At 46.8% G+C, this 22,082-nt stretch carries 18 protein-coding genes; 6 read left to right on the top strand and 12 right to left on the bottom strand.

Features of this window, described 5'->3' with window-relative positions; translation table 11 throughout:
* Nucleotides 1–13: 13 nt before the first annotated feature.
* The 5 genes from BLS69_RS21365 to BLS69_RS21345 form a co-directional block, all read right to left on the bottom strand.
* Complete coding sequence (locus BLS69_RS21365; RefSeq protein WP_017691790.1) at nucleotides 14–805, bottom strand: ABC transporter permease; 792 nt, start codon at nucleotides 803–805, stop codon at nucleotides 14–16.
* Between the two features lie 4 nt (nucleotides 806–809).
* A complete protein-coding gene (locus tag BLS69_RS21360) occupies nucleotides 810–1,631 on the bottom strand; it encodes an ABC transporter permease (RefSeq protein WP_036612869.1) in 822 nt (273 codons plus the stop codon).
* A gap of 281 nt (nucleotides 1,632–1,912) precedes the next feature.
* Nucleotides 1,913–2,851, bottom strand: a complete 939-nt coding sequence (locus tag BLS69_RS21355) for a nucleoside hydrolase (protein ID WP_091035984.1) — start codon at nucleotides 2,849–2,851, stop codon at nucleotides 1,913–1,915.
* A gap of 101 nt (nucleotides 2,852–2,952) precedes the next feature.
* Complete coding sequence (locus tag BLS69_RS21350) at nucleotides 2,953–4,023, bottom strand: ABC transporter substrate-binding protein (protein ID WP_036613093.1); 1,071 nt, start codon at nucleotides 4,021–4,023, stop codon at nucleotides 2,953–2,955.
* A gap of 448 nt (nucleotides 4,024–4,471) precedes the next feature.
* The gene (locus BLS69_RS21345) at nucleotides 4,472–4,816 is read right to left on the bottom strand and encodes a Na-translocating system protein MpsC family protein (RefSeq protein WP_091035982.1); all 345 of its coding nucleotides are present in this window, start codon (nucleotides 4,814–4,816) and stop codon (nucleotides 4,472–4,474) included.
* 376 nt (nucleotides 4,817–5,192) lie between these two features.
* Between BLS69_RS21345 and BLS69_RS21340 the strand changes: the two genes are divergently transcribed.
* From BLS69_RS21340 to BLS69_RS21330, 3 genes are all read left to right on the top strand, one after another.
* Nucleotides 5,193–6,110: a hypothetical protein gene (locus tag BLS69_RS21340; protein WP_091035979.1), complete on the top strand. Its 918-nt coding sequence runs from the start codon at nucleotides 5,193–5,195 to the stop codon at nucleotides 6,108–6,110.
* A 319-nt stretch (nucleotides 6,111–6,429) separates the two neighbouring features.
* Nucleotides 6,430–7,176, top strand: coding sequence for a DUF3105 domain-containing protein (locus BLS69_RS21335; protein WP_176872918.1), 747 nt, complete (start codon nucleotides 6,430–6,432; stop codon nucleotides 7,174–7,176).
* A gap of 272 nt (nucleotides 7,177–7,448) precedes the next feature.
* Nucleotides 7,449–9,167, top strand: coding sequence for a methyl-accepting chemotaxis protein (locus BLS69_RS21330; RefSeq protein ID WP_091035974.1), 1,719 nt, complete (start codon nucleotides 7,449–7,451; stop codon nucleotides 9,165–9,167).
* A gap of 226 nt (nucleotides 9,168–9,393) precedes the next feature.
* On the opposite strand, the gene BLS69_RS21325 is transcribed toward BLS69_RS21330, so the two are convergent.
* On the bottom strand, nucleotides 9,394–10,347 hold the full coding sequence (locus BLS69_RS21325; protein WP_091035973.1) for a nucleoside hydrolase: 954 nt from the start codon (nucleotides 10,345–10,347) through the stop codon (nucleotides 9,394–9,396).
* Nucleotides 10,348–10,617: 270 nt separating this feature from the next.
* Nucleotides 10,618–12,849, bottom strand: coding sequence for an MMPL family transporter (locus BLS69_RS21320; RefSeq protein WP_091035971.1), 2,232 nt, complete (start codon nucleotides 12,847–12,849; stop codon nucleotides 10,618–10,620).
* A 178-nt stretch (nucleotides 12,850–13,027) separates the two neighbouring features.
* Between BLS69_RS21320 and BLS69_RS21315 the strand changes: the two genes are divergently transcribed.
* Entirely contained in the window at nucleotides 13,028–13,654 is a 627-nt protein-coding gene (locus BLS69_RS21315; RefSeq protein ID WP_091035970.1) for a TetR/AcrR family transcriptional regulator, read from the top strand.
* Nucleotides 13,655–13,810: 156 nt separating this feature from the next.
* Here BLS69_RS21315 and BLS69_RS21310 read toward each other — a convergent pair whose 3' ends face one another.
* Entirely contained in the window at nucleotides 13,811–14,608 is a 798-nt protein-coding gene (locus BLS69_RS21310) for an MORN repeat-containing protein (protein WP_091035967.1), read from the bottom strand.
* A 329-nt stretch (nucleotides 14,609–14,937) separates the two neighbouring features.
* Here BLS69_RS21310 and BLS69_RS21305 point away from each other — a divergent pair, with 329 nt between their 5' ends.
* A complete protein-coding gene (locus BLS69_RS21305; RefSeq protein WP_091035965.1) occupies nucleotides 14,938–15,528 on the top strand; it encodes a GNAT family N-acetyltransferase in 591 nt (196 codons plus the stop codon).
* A 40-nt stretch (nucleotides 15,529–15,568) separates the two neighbouring features.
* Here the strand turns inward: BLS69_RS21305 and BLS69_RS21300 are convergent, their stop codons facing one another.
* Entirely contained in the window at nucleotides 15,569–16,465 is an 897-nt protein-coding gene (locus BLS69_RS21300) for a diacylglycerol/lipid kinase family protein (protein WP_091035962.1), read from the bottom strand.
* Nucleotides 16,466–17,011: 546 nt separating this feature from the next.
* On the opposite strand from BLS69_RS21300, the gene BLS69_RS21295 reads away from it, so the two are divergent.
* Nucleotides 17,012–17,605, top strand: coding sequence for a hypothetical protein (locus tag BLS69_RS21295; protein WP_091035960.1), 594 nt, complete (start codon nucleotides 17,012–17,014; stop codon nucleotides 17,603–17,605).
* Between the two features lie 101 nt (nucleotides 17,606–17,706).
* Here the strand turns inward: BLS69_RS21295 and BLS69_RS21290 are convergent, their stop codons facing one another.
* Genes BLS69_RS21290 through BLS69_RS21280 form a run of 3 tightly spaced genes read right to left on the bottom strand, consistent with a single transcriptional unit; the run spans nucleotide 17,707 to nucleotide 21,847 of the window.
* Entirely contained in the window at nucleotides 17,707–19,584 is a 1,878-nt protein-coding gene (locus BLS69_RS21290) for an ABC transporter ATP-binding protein (protein WP_091035957.1), read from the bottom strand.
* A complete protein-coding gene (locus tag BLS69_RS21285; RefSeq protein ID WP_091035954.1) occupies nucleotides 19,581–21,308 on the bottom strand; it encodes an ABC transporter ATP-binding protein in 1,728 nt (575 codons plus the stop codon). Before BLS69_RS21285 ends, BLS69_RS21290 begins: the two co-directional genes overlap by 4 nt.
* Nucleotides 21,305–21,847 carry a MarR family winged helix-turn-helix transcriptional regulator gene (locus tag BLS69_RS21280; RefSeq protein ID WP_091035952.1) on the bottom strand — a complete coding sequence of 181 codons (543 nt, stop codon included), beginning with the start codon at nucleotides 21,845–21,847 and terminating at the stop codon, nucleotides 21,305–21,307. The genes BLS69_RS21285 and BLS69_RS21280 overlap by 4 nt, the downstream gene beginning before the upstream one ends.
* Nucleotides 21,848–22,082: the final 235 nt, after the last annotated feature.

Here is a 22,082-nt window from a genome sequence, read left to right as displayed (position 1 = left end):
TCTGCGCCTCCAATTAACGTTTAGTAAAGTATGAAAATCCGCCCATGATCCGTTCGATCACGAACATTAAGAGTCCGGTCAGTACCATCAATAGCACGGAAATCGCTGCAATCGTTGGGTCAAAATAATTCTCCACATACGTCAGCATCTGGATCGGTAATGTGCTTACCCCTGGTCCGGTCATAAACACCGAGATGTCCACGTTGTTGAAGGACTCCAAGAAGGCAATCAGCACCGCAGCGATAATTCCGGAGCGGATGTTAGGAAGCACGATCGTGAAGAACGTTCTTACCCGTCCCGCACCAAGACTCAGCGCAGCTTCTTCCACTGCAAAGTCAAAGCTCGACAGACTCGATGCGATAACCCGAATGATAAATGGAAGCATGATAATCGTATGACCAATCAACAATCCGAGGTACATCGGCAGATGGTAGATTACGATCAGGTATTTCATCAATGTAAAACCAAGCACGATTCCCGGGATCAGTACCGGGGACAGAAACAGTGCGTTCAGCACGGACTTGCCTTTGAAATCGTAACGACTAAGTGCATACGCAGCCGGAACTCCGAGTACGAGCGCCAACAGGTTCCCCAACAGGGAAATGATGATGGACGTCTGGAACGTACGGAGGAAACCGCCTGTGTTGAAAATATTCTCATACCAGCGGAAGGAGAACCCTTCCGGCGGAAATTTGAGTACCGTTCCCGGTTCAAACGAAGTGACCGATATGATCAGAAGCGGGCCCAGCAGAAAGATAAAGACCAGCAGACTGAACAGGCCCAGCCCGATATGTTTCTCCCGCATATGTCTACCCCTTCGGATTTAAAGTTTTGGCCATTTTGTTCATGACACCGACCACGACAAATGTAATTACAATCATAATCGCGGCAACAACCGAGGCCAGATACCAGTCGTTGAGGGTCATGGCGTTTTGATACAGGAACGTAGCAATCACGCGCTGCTTGCCTCCTAGGAGGGCAGGTGTGGTATACGCCGTGAGGCTTCCGACAAAAACAAGCACAGCTCCGATCACAAGTCCCGGCACAGCCAGTGGGAACACGACCCGGCGGAATGCCGTAATGCGCGATGCACCCAGACTTTGTGCTGCTTTGAGCAGGTCACCGTCAATGTTCTCAAGTACACCGACCAGAGAGATAATCATCAGTGGCAGGAACAGATGCGTGAGACCGATCATCATCGCTGCCGGCGTGTACAGAATGTCCAGCGGCTTGTCCACGATACCTAGACCAACAAGGGTGTTATTGATCAGCCCTTTGCGTCCAAGAATGATCATCCAGCTGAACGAGCGCACGACCGGGCTCGTCAGCAGTGGGAAGATCGCTAGTGCCAGCAAAATGCCTTTGCGGCGCGGCGCTTTCTGCGAAATATAATAAGCTGTCGGGAATCCGAGCACCACACAGACGATGGTGGTGACCACGCTGACTTGCAGCGTCGTAAGCAATATTTTCAAAAAGTATGGGTCTCTGAAAAAATGCATGTATCCTTCAAACGTGAAGGAGTTTTCTTGGAAAAACGTCGATCCGATCGTCAGGACAATCGGAATGATCATAAATGCCGCCAAAAACACGAACCCCGGCAGCAATAGCCAGTAGATTACTGATTTCTTCATCGCGATACTCCTGACTTGTAAAATGGTTTTATTCACACGTTTCACTGGCGCACATTTCAAAAATAAACGTCCATGTTTAGCGCACCAGCCGTTCCGGTTACGAATCGTTCTTACGATCGCTGTTATCCTTGGATTTTCTTGATCTCCTTCTTAATAGAAGGAAAAATCCAAGGATAAAGGCGAACGCTTCGCTTCTTCAGAATCGATTTCGTCCCCTACACTACCAGCTGATTACGTAAGGATTGATTTTAGACTGAACCCCAATGCCGTGAAGATCATAGCTACGCGTTTAACGCGTTGATAAACAGTTCAAGGAAGCTTTCTGCGTCTACGGTTTCGCAGACGAGGGTGTTGGGCTGCTCGCCCAAACGGTTTTGGAAGTCACATACCATCTGGCCATCGCACAGGCGGCTGGCGGTTTCGACATCGACGTAATAGGATTTGCGTCCTACCAGTTCCGGGGCAAGGGCTACGCCAACGGCTAGTGGATCATGTAACGCGCAAGCGCGGACGCCGTTCATTTGTTCATATCGGTTGATATAAATCTCCGTGCTCTGAGCCACGTAAGCGCGTAGTGCAGGATTGGTGAGACGCTCAATTGTTGCTTCATTTAGCAGCGTTTGACGCGTTACATCCAGTCCGACTTGAGTAAGCTTCTCGATGCCTGCGTGCAATACGATGCGTGCCGCCTCTGGATCAGCGTAGGTGTTGTATTCGGCTGTTGGTGTAATGTTGCCATGTCCGCGAACCACACCACCCATGAAGATGACTTCCTTCAATAAAGAAGGCAATTCAGGACACTTCATCAGCGCGAGTGCCAGATTGGTTAATGGAGCTGTCATGATCAATGTCAGTTCGCCTGGATATAACTTGGCCTGCTCCACGATAAAGTCCGGCGCAAAACCTTCCTCGGCTTGCTTGGACACCGCCGGATCAGGCAGCGCACCGCCCAATCCGTCCTGTCCATGTACCCTGTGTTCATAATGCGACTTGCGAGTAAGGGGTCCTGCCGCTCCGGCAATGACCGGAATTTCAGGTGCACCCGCGAGTTCAAGAATTTTGCACGTATTCTCTGTTGCCTGCTGGAGTGATACGTTCCCACAGACTGTGGTGATGCCGAGAATGTCCAACTTCCGGCTTTTGACGGCCAGCAAAATCGCCAGTGCATCGTCAATCCCCGTGTCCACATCCAGAATGATGCGATTTTGCGCTTCACTCATCCGTTCTCAACTCCTATGCGGTGATATGGTTGCTTGCTGCAAATGATATAAGTTAAACATGTTGACCAAAGATAACTTTTAAGTCAGTCGGTTACTTGTATTTATTGTGCAATCTCGCGGTTCCAGCGATCTGTCCAGCCTTTAACCTGTTGATTCACAAATTCCATATCCAGCTTGTTCAGCTTCTCAACAACTTCAGCGCCATATGTTACGCCTTCTGCTTCTTCAGCAGTCAGTTCAACCTTTGTGTTCACCGGGGAATCAACTTTAGCTTTGGCGGATTTCGCTTGTACATCCTGGCTCAGCTGCCAGTTGATGAACTCTTCAGCCAGCTCTTTGTTTTTGCTGCCCTTCACGACATTGATCGTGTTCATCACGGCATATGCACCTTCGCTAGGTGTAACAAACTTCGCATTAGGCACGGCTGCTTTCAGATCTTTGAAATACATTTCCATGATCGGTCCGCCAGCAATTTCTTCTTGGGAGAACATGTTCACGAACTCGGACGTTTGGCTATAGAATTTCACCACATTGCCACTCAGTTTTTTCAGTTCAGCAAATGCCGCATCTTCATTAAACGTATCGTTTCCGGCTACACGGGAAGCTGCATCCACAACCATTGGGCCTGCTGTTGCCGTAATATTCGGGATGGTCAGGTTACCCTCGAACGCCGGGTCCCACAGGTCACTCCATGAAGTCACTTCTTTGGATACGAGATCCGGGTTATAAGCGATACCGAGCTGTCCAACCGTGTAGGCCGGGCCATAATCTTCACCAAGTGGTGCTTTGGCAATATCATAAATGTCATTTACATTTGGAATTTTGGAGCGGTCGATTTTCTCAAACAGACCTTCATCGATACCTTGTTGTGCATAATAATCAGACAGGTAGATAACATCGACATTTGATGTACCTTGACGAATTTTATTCAGACGTTCAGCGTTATTGCCGACTTCGAGCACGATGTCTACATTATGTTCTTTTTCAAAGGGACCAAATACTTCTTCATTGAAGAAATCTTCCGAGAAGCCCCAAGTGGAGATAACCAATTTGTTCGCTGCGGTTCCCCCACTGCCTGATCCGCCTGTCGCATCATCCGTGCTGCTGCCACAACCTGCAAGTAATACCGATGTCATTGCCACTGCTGCCAAACCGCTAATCCACTTTTTCATCATGATCCTGATTCCCCCTGATATGTGTGTTTTAACAACCCAACCATTAAGTTGAACTAAATTGATAACACATCTTACGTAGAAAACAGAAAGAACCTGGAGAAACGAAGTGTTCGCCTTTATCACAAGATTTCTCCCTTATTTAAAGGAAATAAAAGAAATCTGGGGATAACAGCGATCGAAGGGTCTTCCTGATTCTCGAAGAATATGATGTGTTATACAGGGTTAGTTCGACTTAAAAAACAAAAAGAAAAGCATTCTTGTATAAACAAGAACACTTTTCTTCGTAAACAAAGGAAAGCGACACCCGCTGCCGGTACATCATCGGTTTCTGCTTCAGAATCAATCCAAAGACAGACGCCATCATATGAAATTGTACGGAACCTGATCATGAATCCGGGCCATAACCTCTGTATACATCAACAAGAATTAATCCTGCCGATCCATCCTAGGCCTGTTCCAGAATTACATTCGTGATTGCCCACTGAGTGGACGCATCATAATCCCGCAATATCGCTTCAATTGGCAAACCCATGTGTTGCTCGAGCTTCTCCCGGAATTTCTTCTTATATAAGACAGACATGCGGAAGTCCACTTCCAGCTTTAAGCCGGGGGCCTCCCCTTCCAGGGCATCAGAGCGCGGTGAACGTCGGTGCTTCGCGTAGAAGGTCACAATATTCTGGTCAATGGTCACTCTCAGGAGAGTGGTGCCAAATCCGAACAGTTCCTTCGAGATTTCGTTATAATACTGGCACATCTTCTTCTTGCTATCATTGCTGTCCAGTAGTTCCATGAACTCACCCACATCTCTTACTACCGTACATTCGACGTGTTAACACGATTGATTATACATAAATCTTCTGAAATGAGCAACCCAAAAGATATACTTAACATGTAAATCACACACAGAAGCGAACGATAAGACATTTACCCCCAAAAAAAATTCGTCTTAAACCACGGTGAATTTACATTAAAATGCCTGCATGTCAGTCCTATACTATTGTTACTTCTAAACTACGTTTTAATACACAGCATTCGAGTCTTCGTTTCAACTTTCTCTCTGTAGGGGTATTAATTCCTGCGAAACATAGACAAACTTCGTCATCAACCGTTAAAATGAGACACAATGTTGACATGTTTTTATTTTCTAGAAATTGGAGGCTTATACCATGAAATGTCCAGTATGTAATCATGAAAATGGAGATGCCCATTTTTGCGAGAGGTGCGGCTCTAATCTGACGCAAACAACCTCATCACCAACTCCTGTACCGAACCCGGAATCTGCTGCTGCTTCCGAACCCGAATATACCCGTTGGTCCAGCACACAGGCTACCTCTTCCCAGGCATCCGCTCCATCCAACACACCATCCGTATCTATTCACAAGGAACAGGCAAGAGAATCAACAGGCACCAATGACCATGCTTCTGCAGGAGACAATAGCTCCAATCAGTGGAATAATATCGTGCAGAATGAGAAAGTTCAGCAAGCCAAAGAAGTAAGTAAACAGTATCTATCCTATTTCCTCAGTGTATTGGCCCGTCCTTATCAGACGATGAAAACCGTTGGCGACCAGCATTCACTAAACGGATGGCTAACGATGGCGCTGATTGCAGTTCTATCTTCTACATACTTCTTAATTACCTTTAGTCGCATAGGCATGGACGGCTTGTTCATTGGTGGATTTTTAAGGCCGCTATTGTTCACCGTCATTATCCTAATTGCCTCAATTGCACTGATGTACGCTATTCTGAAGATTGAAAAAATAACCTTCCGTCCCAAAACATTGGTTGCCCAGTTCGGTACATTGCTTGTTCCTGCTGTAGTATCCCTTGTTCTGGCGAATCTGTTTATTATTATCTCGTATTCCATCGCGATCTCCTTGCTTGCTGTCTCATATATCATTGTCTTTGTCGCTCTGAACTCGGTGCTGTTCCAATATCCACTGAATCGCACCAAAGCAGCCATCGACAGCATGTACAGTGTGCTGATCGCCAATGCGGTCGTGTTCTTTATTGTTTATCAATTGCTGGGTGAAATTATTATTGGACTGATCAGCCTGATGCTTTCGCCTTTTGGACGTCTGTAAAATAGTTCAGTTGGAATAAAGCTGTTTACACTCGTTACTTCGATGACAGAACAACCTTCCGATCGCTGTTATCCCATTAGATTATATTAAGGCGTTCCCTGCTCACGCGGGGAACGTCTTTTTTTGATTTTCCAAGACAGCGTTGCGCCGAATATGTTTCATACACTATAATGTGTAGTGCAACAGGTATGTTCTTATTTACGTAATAAACCAATCCAGCAACTCTCGTTACGTAATGAGAGGATTCATCGTTGCCATAAACACTACATTATGTAGTGTATTAATCACTCATTTTACAAAGAAAGCAGAGGAACTCTCTATGGACATGACTCATATGGATCATATGCAAATGGAGCACGAGGCAGGTACATCCTACCTGTGGCTCATCGTAGGTGTAATCGTGTTGCTGTTCTCCATCGCCGCCTATATCTGGGCATCACGCACACAGGGCAAAATCCTGGGCCACATGAAAAAGAAAGAGCGGGCGGACATTCAGAAAAAAAGTCGATCCCTTCGGCTGGCTGCACACGTAATGATGGCTGTGTCGATTATTACGTTTGGCCTTTTCTTCATGCAAGGGGCAGGTAAAACATATAATGTAGCTGATCTGGAGTCCAACGCGACAATCGACGTGACGGACGATAAATATTACGGGGCTGACCATACGGAGGACCCTATTCAGTATGAGATGAAGATCCCGACTTCAGGGCCGCATAATCCGCATGATATCAAGTTTGGATTTTACACCGACTTCCCGGGTTATAATTACCTGGTACACAATCTGGAGCACGGGGATATCATCATCTATTATCGTGAGAACGCAAGCGAGGATTTGAAGGAACATCTGAAATACCTCGCTAAATTCCGCGAAGCCGGAGCAGGTATTCTGGCTGTACCCAACAAGGATATTCCCGAAGGCAGTGAAGTCGTGGTGACCGCATGGACCAAAACGATGAAGCTCGACCAATTCGATGATGCCAAGGTGGGTACTTTTATTAATAAATATATTAATCAGGGACCTGAAAAGATTCCTGCCTCTGTTCGCCAGGGCGGCGGAACAATGTAATCAGGTAATCACTCAGTTATATGAAGCCCCTCTAAGGAGTAACCATGAGGTTTCTTCCAATGATGGGCATGGTCAATGTAGGATTGAAACGAAACTAGCTCCCGGATCAAATTGACTCGGGGGCTAATTCTTTATGGACCGGATGCCGATATTTCAAGTAGAAAACTGTATATTGGATATACAATACATACGAACCAAAGAAGAACGACAAACACCAAGTAAAGAGACAAAGAGACGATTGATTCAACAGATCAAGGGGGAACACTTTACCAATGAACAGTTTGTTTATGAGGATCTTTTTATTTTTTTCCTGTCTGATGCTAGCCGCGGGTGCGGTTCTTGGCATTACCATGTACCGTTCATCGGCTCAACTGGTCGAACAATCCATGGGGATGCAGGCACAGGCTGTGGCTGAACGGGCAGTAGCAATAATTGACACCTCTCTGTATGCACCACTCAGTACCGGACAGGAGGAGACAGCGTATTATGGCACATTGCGTGAGCAGCTTAGTCAGCTGCGCGAGGCCAATGGGCTCAAATATCTGTACACACTTGGTACTCGCGAAGAAAATGGAACAAATACATATTTCTACGTTGTGGATGGGGCTGCTGCGGATGTGGCAGAGGATGACTTCTCCCCTTACGGTTCCGCAGAAGAGACCCATTATGAAGGAATGCTGCAAGCTTTTGAACAGAATGAGCCTATTCGGGGTGAACTCACACAGGATGAATATGGCGCTACCATTACAGCATATGTGCCGATCCATGGAGATGACGGAAAAGTACTGGGGCTGGTCGGTGCGGATCTGGACTCCACTGCGGTCTATGAACTGATGTCCCGCAACCGTATGACCATGATCTGGACAGCCTTGGCTATTGTTCTGCTGAGTGTCTTGCTGGTGTATGGATTCGCCCATTACTTGACCCGACCATTGGTGAAGTTGAAGAAGTTAATTACCCAGGTAGGAAAAGGCGACCTGACCGTCAACGTTGAACTTAGTCGCAAGGACGAGGTGGGACAGCTCGCTTCCGAGTTCAAACATCTGGTTACAGGTACCCGGGATGTCATGACGGGCATCCGTCAAAGCTCCGATTCTCTGCTAGAGGCTGCAGAAGGTGTATCGAAACATTCACAGGCGACTGCCGAAGCTAGTCAGCGTATTGCCGAGCATACCAATCATACGGCCAATGGAGCTGCAGAACAGGTAGCACGTGCAGGCGAAGTCACAGTAGCCATGGAAGAGATTACGCGTAGCATGCAGCATATTGCCAATTCTTCCTCCATGGTCGCGGATGTCTCACAGGAAACGACTAATAACGCGGTGCAAGGTCAAGCCAACATCAACACGGCGATTGACAGCATGGACAAAATTCATCAAGCAAATGTGCAGATGGTGGCCTCCACCTCTCAGCTGGAGCAGTACTCAGGTAAAATTGAATCGGTGGCACATCTGATGAAAGGCATCGCTTCACAGACCAATCTGCTCGCACTTAATGCAAGTATTGAAGCGGCTCGTGCAGGAGAGTATGGCAGCGGGTTTGCGGTGGTTGCCTCAGAGGTTCGCAAGCTTGCGGGGGAATCAGAGCAATCATCCCAGCATGTAACCGAACTGATCGCCGAGATGACACGCCAGACCGCCCTGTTGTCAGAACATATGTCTGCCAGCACATCAGCAGTTCAATCCGGTCTCGCTGTTGTTCAGGAGGCAGGCCGTTCATTCACATCCATTCATACCGGGATAGAGACGATGAATGATCGTCTGCACGAAGTATCCGCAGCATCCGAGCAGCTGTCTGCCAGTGCAGAAGAAGTATCCGCTTCTGTGGAGGATATGGAACATATCTCACGCGAATCCTCTTCAAGTATCCAACAGGTGTCGCACGCTACCGGAAGCCAGTTGCAATCTATGGATGAGATGCGTGCATCCGCCGAATCTCTGCGGGTATTGTCCAGTGAGCTGAACGGATTGATTAGTCGATTTAAAATATAGCGGGCAGCTTAGATTGTTATACAGATTGAACTTAAGAATATTCACACATGCCACTTCGATGACAGAACAAACTTCCGATCGCTGTTATCAATCTATATAAAATCAGCCCAAAACAAAAAGCCGCACGGCAGGGACGGGATTATGGGGTCAACCCCATTTCCGGACACTGCCTGCGGCTTTATTTTTGTTGTACCTTTAAGGATGGCAAGCCCAGAGGCTGCCTGAATTAGTAGCGCTGCGGAGCAGCTTTTTTACCCAAATCCGTCATGTACGTAAAGAACGCTTCCGGATCGGTATCATACACCAGTTGTACTGGACGTCCGTCTGCTTGCTCCACCGTGCGGCCCTGGCTAGGACCATCCGGGATGACAATACAGTTTACGGTTTTCTTCTTCACGATGTCCTCGCGTCCAACGGAAGCCGTTGTCAGCACATCCCACAGATAGTAGGTGGAATTTGTCTCACTATACACCAGTGGCGGACAACCTGCGTAACAGTTACCCAAGAAGTCAACGCCTTCGAAGCGACGCTCCGCTGCCCAGCGGTTACGAACGGCTGGAGTCAGAGGTACTTTGTTTGTGCTTTCCAGTGCAACCAGATCGATCTGGATGCCACTTTGCCATACACGGTAAGCCGCTTCCGGGTCCCAGAATACGTTCCATTCAGCTGTGCCATCATGCTCAGGTTCTTCTACGTTACCACGCTCAAATGTACCGCCCATCCATACCAGCTTGTCGATTTTCTCTTCAATGTCTGGTGCTTCGTCGAGTGCACGCGCAAGGTCAGTCAGTGGGCCTGTGAACAGGAGCAACGTTTTGCCTTCGGTATTGCGCACTTTCTCGATCAGATGCTGGTGTGCTGGAACAGTAGAGAGTGGTGCTTCCATTTTGCCGGATTCATTCAGTACTGGAAGTGCATCTACATAGAAGGAATGCAGTCTCCACGCCGCAGGAAATGGATTTTTCCCTCTGGAGTTGGATTTGGATACCTCTACGGAATATGTACCGAAACGATCGATGATTTTACGGCTGGCATCTGTTGCTGGCTCCAGATATCCGTCTGCCGGAATAACCGATACGCCGGTTACATGTACATTGTCCATTTGCAGAAGCATGAACAGCGATACGAGGTCATCTACGCCGCCGTCATGGTTGAAATACACATTAAGTTGGTTCGTCATGCTTGCTTTCATCCTTCCCCTGGTTGTCCCATTGTTGTTAATTCTTCCGTCTGCCCTAAGCCGACGCTTCCTCTATTATGTCCCAAAACACTTGGTTACGTAAACCTTCCCCATACAAAGAAAGCCAGGATTACGTCTCATCCTGCGGATATTTTACAGTTCCACCATTCCATCTCAGGAGGACAACGAGTTGAGGTCATCATCGTTCGGAAAATAAAGAAATGGACAGCAGGCTTGAAGCCCCGCCGTCCATCTCACCCAATCCATGCATTACATGGACTGGTTCTGTTTCTCCTCATTCTTCTCTGCAATTGGAACATACTTGCCTGGCCAGAAAGCCCATTTGCCCAGCAATGCGGTGATAGCCGGCACCATGAACGGACGAACCAGGAAGGTATCCAACATCACACCAACAGCTGTGATAATACCAAACTGCACCAACACCTGAATTGGTAATGTAGCAAGTACCGCAAACGTTCCTGCCAAAATCAGACCTGCAGATGTAATAACAGAGCTTGTCTCGCCAACACCTTCTCTAATCGCTTGACGAAGCGGCATCGTTTTGCGTTTCTGCCAGATGCTAGAGATCATGAAGATGTTGTAGTCTTCACCCAGTGCCACGAGGAATACGAAGGAATACAGCGGAATCGCTCCCTGAATTGCATCTGCGCCAAGTCCGTAGTGAATGATGATCCAACCCAGACCCAGTGCAGAGAAATACGACAGAACAACCGTTGCAATCAGATACGCCGTAGCTACAACTGAACGCAGATATAATAGTAATAACAATGTAATCATACCGATGACCACTGGGATAATGATCTTGGCATCCCGTTCTCCAGCCACTTCAATGTCATACTGTTCAGCCGTCTGACCATCGATCCAGACCTGACTGTCCACATTAGCTACACCAGCGTCTTGAAGCGCCTGTTCCGCAGTAGCCCGCAGATCAGGAATATGCTGCATAGCCTCCATGGAATATGGATTCAGATTAAATTCCACATCAAAGGCGGTAATGTTGGCATTCTCTGCACCCTGCTGGGCATCGCCTACTTTGCTAATGTAATCCAGCGATTCGAGACGCTGCTTCAGATCAGTTTCTTTGCCTTCGGCATCAACGATCACTTTCACTGGAGCCAGCTCACCTTGGGAGAATTGTTCGCCAATGACCGTGAAACCTTCGCGGGAAGGCACATCCTCCGGGAAGGAAGACAACAGATCATACGTAAATTTAACCTGAGTAGAGAATGCCGCCAGTCCTCCCAGCAATACCAACGTAATTGCAAGAACGGTCCATGGCTTTGTTACTACAACACGGCCAATCCAGCTTTCCTTCACTTTGCGCGGGGCAGGAGCCGGTTTACCTTTTTTCTTCGCACGTTCGACTTCCATCTCATGGGTACGCGGTACGAACGGGTAGAATGAACCCCGGCCGAAGATTGCGAGAAGTGCCGGAACCAGCGTCAGACTTGCAATAAACATGATAAATATGGACAGACTGAAAGGTACGGCAAAGCGATGATATGCACCGTATTCAGCCAGCAACAACACGAGTAGTGCTGCAACGACCGTGAATCCACTCATGGCAATAGCGCCGGAAGATCCGGTGATTGCCTGGAAGATGGCTTTCTTTTTGTCCGGCTCATGATAGAGAATTTGGCGGTATCTGGAGATCATGAACAGACAGTAATCCGTTCCTGCTCCAAATAACAATACGGTCATGATCGAGATCGACTGTGCATCCACCGTAATCCAGCCCTGATCCGCCATGAATCCGAGAATGGGGCTTGTCACCATATATGCGAATCCAACGGCAATGATCGGGATAATCGCCAGTACCGGCGAGCGATAGATCAACAACAGCAGGACTAATACCAGTACAACCGTAGCGATCAGCAAGGATACATCGGCGGAAGAGAACAGTCCGCTTGCGTCAATGGATATCCCTACCGGCCCTGTCACACGGGCAACCAATGTATTGGTATCGTCTATAGCTACATCGAACGGGTTTGCCCCGAAGATGTCTTGTGTCTTTTGCTCAAGTGCTTCAATACCTTCCTTCAATTGTTCCGAATCGGCACCTTCATTGAAGAAAAGTGGCATAACCAAAGTACTTCCGTCTTCCGAAAGCTGGCCTTTCAATGCCTGTGGTGGTAATTGATAGAGTGGCACAACGGACTGTTGTTGTTCTACCGGATCTTGATCCAGTCGCTCCGTTAATGCCTGAATGTTCTGAATCTGCTCATCCGTCAGACCGCCGGCTTGACGCCATACGATCAGCGCGGGCAGTCCTTCACCACCAGGGAATTCCTTCTCGGCAAGTGCAGCTGCCTGAACCGATGGTTTGGATTCACTCAGATCCTGCGCGTTATTGGTTTCACGATCACCTACAGCAGGCCATACCATGCCAAGCACAACAGCGATAATGATCCATACCAACAGTGTAATCCATTTGCTTCGTTTGCCGGCAACCCAGCGGCCGTAACCCGAACCTTCCTGCATTGTCTCTTCATCTCCCTATTCTGTTTCTATGAAGCCCTAATATATATGATGGTGTAGTAATGAACCACGGGTCATAGTATAATCGAGTTAATTATATATACCGGAAGGTTAATTTTGCAATGCCTAATTTTGTGAACACTTCTAACAAGCAATTAAATACGTAAAGAGGTATGTACTTATGAGCAAAAAAACAAACATTCCCCGTTCACCGGGTAGACCCAAAACAGGTGTGGATCAAGCATCTGTGCAATCCAACATATTGATGACCGCTTCACGTCTGTTTATGGAATACGGGTATGAACCCGTTTCTCTCCAGCAGATTGCTTCATTATGCAATGTAACCAAAGCATCAATCTATTATCACTTCACCAGCAAAGCCGATCTGTTCACTGTTGCCATTACCCGCATGATGGCGATGGGCATGCAGCAGACTTCGCTCCGTCTGGAAGAACCCGGCTCATTGCAAGAAAGGCTGGTTAAGGTTGCTGAAGCAAAGATGCAACACTCCCATATTGAAACGGAGACCATGATGCGAGAAGCCGAGAAACATCTGGACACGGAGCAACTCGCCCAGATTCGAGAAGCGGAGGTTCGCATATTTGAAGTGCTAGCCACCCATTTTCAGAAGGAGATGGACAATGGTTACTTGCGGGTCGGAAACCCCATGCTGCTTGCCCATGCATTTACGTCACTGCTGATGCTCGCGAACCGCGAAGATGTACGCAACATGAATGACGGCAGCATTGAGGAACTCGCACGGGAACTGGTGGCCCTGTTTCTGGATGGAGCGGTTAAGCGGAACTAAAATATATAGCTGTATCTCAAAAGCAGTTATGCCAAAAAACCATCGGGCGATGCAATGAACACACCTACCGATGGTTTATTTGTTAAAATCTAATCATGATTTTAGGACTCTGCTCCTGAAAGTTTTGAATTGATCCTGTAATTACTTACCTGGTACTTAATCGACAGTGATATAAATAGATATATTAGGGCCATCACTACTATTCTCCGTATAGAATTTACCTTCACCCGTTGGTCTTCCGTTTTTAAACATGCCCACATAGACTAACTTACCGTTTAAGTACCCTTTACCTTTGCCGGTAATAGCTCCATTTTTAGCCTGCCCATCATAGATGATTACACCATCTTCGTACAATTTAATTTTGCCAGAATACGTGGGTACTCCTTTATCAAATGCACCAACATAGGCAATTTCTCCATATTGATATGCTTTACCTTGTCCCTGTGGCAAACCATTCTTAAACGTACCCTGATAGAACATTTCACCATATTCTGTATACCACTTACCTTGACCATGAAACGAACCATTCAAAAAATCGCCCTTATATTTAACCGTTCCATTTATGTCGTACTCGGTACCTTTACCTGAGGGAAGCCATGTTTCCTTATCCACCTTACCAACATAATTAAACTTTCCATTTGGGTAATAGATCTTTCCCTGTCCATTAGAGATATCCGAGTACAGCTTCCCATCAGAGTTATACCTTTTTCCTTCATGAGGCCTCCCCGCTAAAAACTTACCTTCAAAGCTCTTCTTCCCATTTGGAAAGTAGGATATTCCTTTACCATTAGGAACACCATTTTTGACTTCTCCTACATATCTGTGTTTTTCTCCAGAAAGAGTGATATAGATCTCTTTTTTCGCTGCTGAGACCTGTCCAGATGAAGTAAACAGCGGTGTAGCCAAAATTAAAAAAACAGTAAACCACTTCAAACAATTCTCTAACTTTCGCATTTCGTTAAATCCCCATTTCTATTCTTATAGAATCTATCGGCCTGCTAAGGTAAACTGATACGTCTCTTTAAGACTATGAATGTCTGGTTTACTACAACGCAGCTATGTATACAGTACAGCAAATCAAAATATGTAATTCGAGCAGAGTAATACGAATCTTCAAACTAGGTTTCTCTTCGACTTAGCAAGCACGACAATACTTATATCGACCATTATAGCTACAAGCATGAGAAAATATGGTAAAGTGTTGTTAATTATCTATTTTCCGTTGATTAATACGATACATAACATGAATAACACTAGCCTTGAACCCATAGGAGGAAACAACTATGTCACCACCAAAACAATCCCCACGTATCCCCCGTCTGCTAGAAACGTCGCGCATATATCTGCGTCCTTTCGAGATTACAGATGTGGATGCTTATTTCCCCGGTCTGTTTGACGCCGAGATGCGTAGGCTGACAGGAACACAGAACAGTTTTACACGCGCTCAGGTTGAACGTTATGTTGAGAGCGCTGCACAAGATGACACCAGACTCATGCTACTTATTGCTTTACAGGAAAATGACCAGATCATCGGAGATGTCGTCCTGATGGACATGCATGCCAAGAATCGCAGTGCACATATTCGGGTTGCCATCGATCAGGCGGAGCATCAAGGAAAAGGCTACGGTAGTGAGGCGTTACTGCTTATGCTGGACTACGGCTTCGGCATCTGTAACCTGCATCGAATTGAGCTCGAAATGTACGCCTTCAACGAGCGAGCCATTCGCACGTATGAGAAACTCGGATTCCAGCGCGAAGGTGTGAAGCGAGATGTCTTGTTCTACAATCATCAATACCATGATGCCATTCAGATGAGCATGCTGGAGGATGAGTTTAGGCAACGTCATATGAAAGATCAGGTAGGGAATGTTTAAGTTTCCGATCAGCTAAAATCAACCTAAAAAACCGGGGGATCTAATAACCCTCCCCGGTTAGAAACTTCAGATGACCCGTCAGCACCGATAGCTGGGCGGGGGTCTTCATATACAATTCGCCGTCCGTGTCAGCTGACATCGGGACATCCGTCTTCACTTTTAGTGTAGATGCCTTGAAGTATGAAATACTCTCACTCTGAGGTTGCCAATCTCCCTCCGGCTTGTGCGACAGAATCTCTCGCAGCAGCGGAATGCCTGTCTCATGAATAATGAGCACGTCCAGTTCGCCATCCTGCAACGCATCCGGTGCAAAGGGTAATGCATTGGTTCCCAGAAAACGGCCGTTGGCTGCATAGATCATCACAGCTTCGCCTTCCATCTCTTTCCCATCCGCCTCCAGTTGGTATCGAAACGGCTCTGTATGACTAATCGTCTGCAACGTGCTGATAAAATAACTGAGCTTACCCAGCGCGCCTTTCAGATTCTCGTTAATATTCTGCGATGCATCACTGATTAAGCCAATACCGAAAAAGTTCGTGAACACCCGATCATTAGCTCGTCCAACATCAATGGATACCACCCGACCTGCAAGCATTTCTTGTGCGGCAGTCTCTGCATCCGGTGAAATGCCGAGCGAACGCGCAAAATCATTACAGGTACCTCCAGGCAATACACCAATCAACGGAGGATGTTGCAGATCAGCCAGTCCATTCACGCATTCATGTACTGTGCCATCCCCACCCAGGATAAACACCACATCGAATTGCTCCCCGCGCTCACGACACAACTTCTCTCCTTCACCCGGTTCATCCGTACGCACAATGACGAGTTCATGGACAGCGGGAGCCAGCACACCAGCCACAAGGCCCACTGTATTCTCACGATTGGCCTTACCCGAATGATGATGATGAATTAACAACGCTTTGTTAAATTCCATCCCTCTTCCTCCATTCCAATGCTTGTTACCCTTTACCCACAAAGGTCGAAGCCGTAAACAAGCCTTGCGCTAAGTACTCATCATGATTTCAAATAGGTTCCCCAACCGGATATGCATCCTAATCCTCATTCATTCGTAATAGCTATATAAGTTCAACATAAGAATATTCACACTTGCCACTCCGATGCCAGAATAATCTTCCGATCGCTGTTATCCCCAGATTTTTTTGATTTAATTTTGCAAAGGTGAAAATATGGGGATAAGCGTATGCTTCCGATGTAGCTTTCTTGCAGAAAGCTTTTAGGCGAACACTTCGTTTCTTCAGGTTATTTCTGTCCTCTTCGTTCTCGTGTAAATGTAAGGTTCAACTAATAAAGATGATCCTTTATCTTATAAAACCATTTCCTTGTTTAACCAGATGTATGCATGAGAAAAAGGGTTTCTCCACACCTTATGTCATAAGGCTGCAAATTTTGCTGGTGAGAACCCATTCAAATCGAGTCAAAACGGTTATATCTATACCATATACGAATGGAGGGATTCCCTATGATTCCGGCAACGTTGGAACAATTGGAGCAAGTTCGCAAGGAATGCCGTACCATGGTTCGCAAAAGAGCTACCGCATCTGCCGGTACAACACTCGTTCCGCTGCCCGGTACAGACGTACTGGCTGATGTGGGGATGCTGATGCAGCTGTTGCCTGCCATTAACAATAAATTCGGATTATCACAAAAACAGCTGGACGGCATGGACCCCGAGACCAAATCCATGATCTATGGATTCGTCATGTCCATCGGAAGCAAAGTCATCGGTCGTATGATCACCAAGGAATTGGTGGTACAGGTTCTGAAAAGAGTCGGCGTACGCGTAGCCACCAAATCAGTCGCCAAATTTGTCCCCTTTGCAGGACAGGGATTGGCTGCTGCACTCAGCTTCACAGCCATGCGCTATGTGGGTAACAAACATGTGGATGACTGTTATGAAGTCGTCAAACGCATGATTGAGCAGCGCGAATTGATCCCGGGTGAACCCGCTCCGTCTGCACTGGAGGAAGTGAACAGCGACGACGCAAAAGTAGAAGTGAACTCGATCTCTAGCAACGGAGCAGATGAACCTGCAAAGGAGACTAAGGATCAGTAAATAAATACTTCATATCTCAGCGTCAATCCTCTGGAGATACGACAAATAGCCGGGAACCCTACTAGGGTGCTCCCGGCTATTCTTTTTAATTACATCTGTAATCAGATCGCCTGCGGTTGTTGCTCCGCAAACTGACTATTGTACAGATCCGCATAGAAGCCCTGACTTGCCATCAATTCATCATGATTGCCCTGTTCAATCACGTTACCATGATCCATAACCAGGATCAGATCGGCGCCGCGAATAGTGGACAAACGGTGTGCAATGACAAAGCTCGTGCGATCCTTCATCAGATCATTCATTGCTTTCTGGATAAATACTTCGGTCCGTGTATCCACGCTACTCGTCGCTTCATCCAGAATGAGGATGGCTGGGTTCGCCAGAATCGCTCTTGCAATGGTCAGCAACTGTTTCTGCCCTTGAGAGATGTTCGACGCCTCTTCATTCAGCACCGTATCATAACCATCAGGCAGTGTACGGATAAAGTGATCCGCATGTGCCGCAATGGCTGCCTTGATGACATCCTCTTCCGTAGAACCTTCTCGACCATACGCGATGTTGTCCCGAATCGTTCCGTTGAACAACCAGGTATCCTGAAGCACCATGCCGAACAGACTGCGCAGCTTGCCACGCTCCATGTCCTTAATGTCGGCACCGTCAATCGTAATCCGACCATCCTGAATTTCGTAGAAACGCATTAACAGGTTGATGAGAGTTGTTTTACCGGCTCCCGTTGGTCCAACAATGGCTACCGTCTGTCCCGGTTTTACATCAATATTCATGTTATGAATGAGCAGTTCATTTTCTTTATATCCAAAGTTAACACCTTGGAATGCAACCGCACCTTTAGGCTGCTGTAGTTGCACGGGTTGTTTGGACTCCGGAACTTCTTCCTCTTCATCCAGCAACTCGAATACTCGTTCTGCCGAAGCAATCGTTGATTGAATGATATTGGAGATATTTGCAATCTGGTTAATCGGTTGTGTGAATTGACGGGAGTACTGTGTGAAGGCCAGAATATCCCCGATAGAGATCGATCCGCGTGTAACGAAAATCCCACCAACCACACAGATCAGCACATAACCCAGATTACCCACAAAACTCATGAGCGGCATAATAATACCGGAGATAAACTGGGCTTTCCAGCCGGATTCATACAGTTCTTCATTGACCTTCTCAAATTGCTGTACGGATTGTTCTTCACGTCCAAATGCTTTGACGACCTTGTGTCCCGTGTACATCTCTTCGACATGACCATTCAGTTCCCCAAGGGATTTCTGTTGACCCGCAAAGTGTTTTTGAGAACGAGATGCGACCAGCATGACAACAACTACACTGAGTGGCAACGTCAAAATCGTGATCAAGGTCATCCATGGACTAATCGTCAGCATCATAATAATTACGCCGACAATTGTGACGATAGATGTAATGAACTGTGCCAAACTTTGCTGAAGTGTATTACTGATATTGTCCACGTCATTCGTGGCACGGCTAAGTGTCTCCCCAGTTGTGCGGGAGTCAAAATATTTCAAAGGAAGACGTCCAACCTTTGCACTGATCTGCTCACGCATGTCATATACAACACGCTGGGCCACACCAGCCATCAGGTATTGCTGAACATACATAAATGCAGCACTGAACAGATACAGTCCGCCAAGCAGATATAATACTTTCATCAATGCAGGAAAATCAATCCCGGCTCCCTGTACACCTTGAAGGATGGCAATGGCGCCTTTACTGAGAATATCCGTTCCTTCGGCCATAACTTTTGGACTGATGATGCTGAATACGGTACTCAAGATGGCTGCAACCAGCACACCTAACAGACGAGAACTATGGGGCTGGAGATAACGAATCAAGCGACGCAGTGTGCCTTTGAAATCTTTGGCTTTCTCAGCGGGAGGTCGCATGCCCATTCCGGGACCTGGACCCGGCCCACCATGGGGACGAGGCGACTTGCGTTCTGTACGTTCACTCATGCGATCTCCTCCTCTGTCAGCTGGGAGGATACAATCTCGCGATACACTTCATTGTGCTCCAGCAGCTCTTTATGTGTTCCTGAACCGACAATTCGGCCCTCATCCATAACCAAAATTCGATCGGCATCCATTACTGTACTTACGCGTTGCGCAACAATTAGCACAGCCGCTTCTGTCGTTTCAGACTTCAGCGCAGCACGAAGTTTAGCATCTGTTTTAAAATCGAGAGCAGAGAAACTGTCATCAAAGATATAGACTTCCGGACGGCGAACAAGTGCGCGAGCGATGGAAAGACGTTGCTTTTGTCCACCAGACACGTTGTTACCGCCTTGCGCGATAAGACTGTCATATCCCTCTTTCATCTCGGTAATGAAGTTCTCAGCCTGAGCCGTACGGGCCGCATGCACAACTTCATCCATTGTGGCATCGTCTTTCCCGTGACGAATATTCTCCGTAATCGTACCCGTGAAGAGAACTGCTTTTTGTGGTACAAAGCCAATTTTGGCACGTAAATCTTCCTGCCGAAGTTCACGCACATCTGTACCATTTACCCGAACACTACCTTCGGTCACATCATAAAATCGTGGGATAAGACTGAGCAATGTTGATTTCCCAGAACCCGTACCGCCAATGATGGCTGTTGTCTCACCTGAGCGAGCTGTGAAGGAGATATTGGATAAAGCTGGATTCTCTGCACCCGGATAACGAAAAGTTACATTGTCAAACTCAATCATACCCTGCATGGATTTCATGCCAAGAGGCTGCTCGGGATTGCTAAGATCCGGCTGCATATCAAGCACTTCGTTGATCCGTTCTGCCGATGCTGAAGCTCTTGGAATCATGACAAAGATCATGGAAACCATAATCAGTGAGAACATGATTTGCATTGCATATTGGATAAAGGCAATCAATGCACCGATGTTCATATTGCCACTGTCGATCCGCATTCCCCCAAAATAAAGGATGGCAATCATTGAAAAGTTCATAACCAGCATCATCACAGGCATGATGGTTGCCATGAGCACATTAACTTTGATCGATGAATCTCTCAGTTCTGTATTGGCACCGTTAAAGCGCACTTTCTCATGCTCCCCACGGTTAAAGGAACGAACAACCCGAATCCCTGTTAACTGCTCACGCAGCACCAGGTTGAGACGATCCAGCTTTTTCTGAATGGTTTTGAACAAAGGTAAACCCTTGGCACCAATTAGCGCAATGGCTCCACCCAGTACCGGAAGCACGACCAGGAAAATCGTAGATAATTTGGCGTCCTGAGATACCGCCATGAAGATCCCCCCGATACACATGAGGGGAGCCATAATCATCATGCGCAGCATCATCGTAAGTACGTTCTGTACCTGCGTAATGTCATTCGTCGTACGCGTAATCAGTGAAGCAGTACCCATCTTATCGAACTCTTGGAGAGAGAAGTTCTCCACATGGCGAAATACTCTGCTCCGCAGTTGTTTGGCAAATCCACCCGCTGTTCGAGATGAGAGATAACTGGCAATCACCGAACACGCTGTTCCGCCAATCGCGATGACCAACATCCATCCACCAATCTGCCAGATATACGGGATATCCCCTTTAATGATGCCGTCATTCACAATATCTGCCATTAACGTAGGCAGGTACAATTCAGCAAGCGACTGAAACAGTACCAAAACCAGAATGAAAATAATCGGAATTCGGTATGGCTTCAGCATGCTAAACAGTTTCATCATGGCGTATCATCTCCTCTTGTCGAATCATCCTTTTGCAAGGAAGTTAATGTATCAAAAAAGGTGTATACCTTTGTCAACAACTCAGCCAGCTGAGTACTGTCTTGCTCACCCAAATGCTCAACTAACTTATTGAATATTTCCATACGCTCTTGGTGAGCAGCCCGAATAATTTCACGACCTGCTTCAGTGATCGTGATGCGGACAGCACGGCGATCCTCCGGGTCCATCGTCCGTTTGACCAGCCCCTCATCTTCAAGGCCACGAATAACAGGTGTAATGGTTGGTGACTTCACTCGTAACAATGCGCTGATTTCCGAGACTTTCATTCCAGGATGATTGGATTGGATCGTGTCATTGAAATCAGGCGGATTGTCCTGCCAGTTCAATTGTTCTCCCGGATGCATCCCGTGGAGTAAACAACCCAGCACCATAATTTCATTGTGATTGCGCCCATGAGGTTTATGTTGCCTCCATTTGCCTTTATTAAACTGCATAATGGAGTACAAAAGCTTCTGAGCGACCGGATCTATACCAGTCATAATGGGTCCCTCCTTCTTCCTTTATCATTCCATAGACATCCAACATCATAGGACATCTATTAAATAGCAGTACAATTAAATAGATGCACAATTAATTAGGTGTACTAAGTATATTATCGTAAGAAACGAATGTCAAACATCTAAAAATAACCAATATAAACCCATAACCAAGAGCCTATACGCGCTTGATTATGGGTTTTGTCATTTGGCATTCATTGGAGGCCGCTATACTTAT

The sequence above is a fragment of the Paenibacillus sp. CF095 genome (assembly GCF_900101225.1).
Lineage (GTDB): Bacteria > Bacillota > Bacilli > Paenibacillales > Paenibacillaceae > Paenibacillus.
This window is presented reverse-complemented; position numbering and strand designations above follow the sequence as displayed.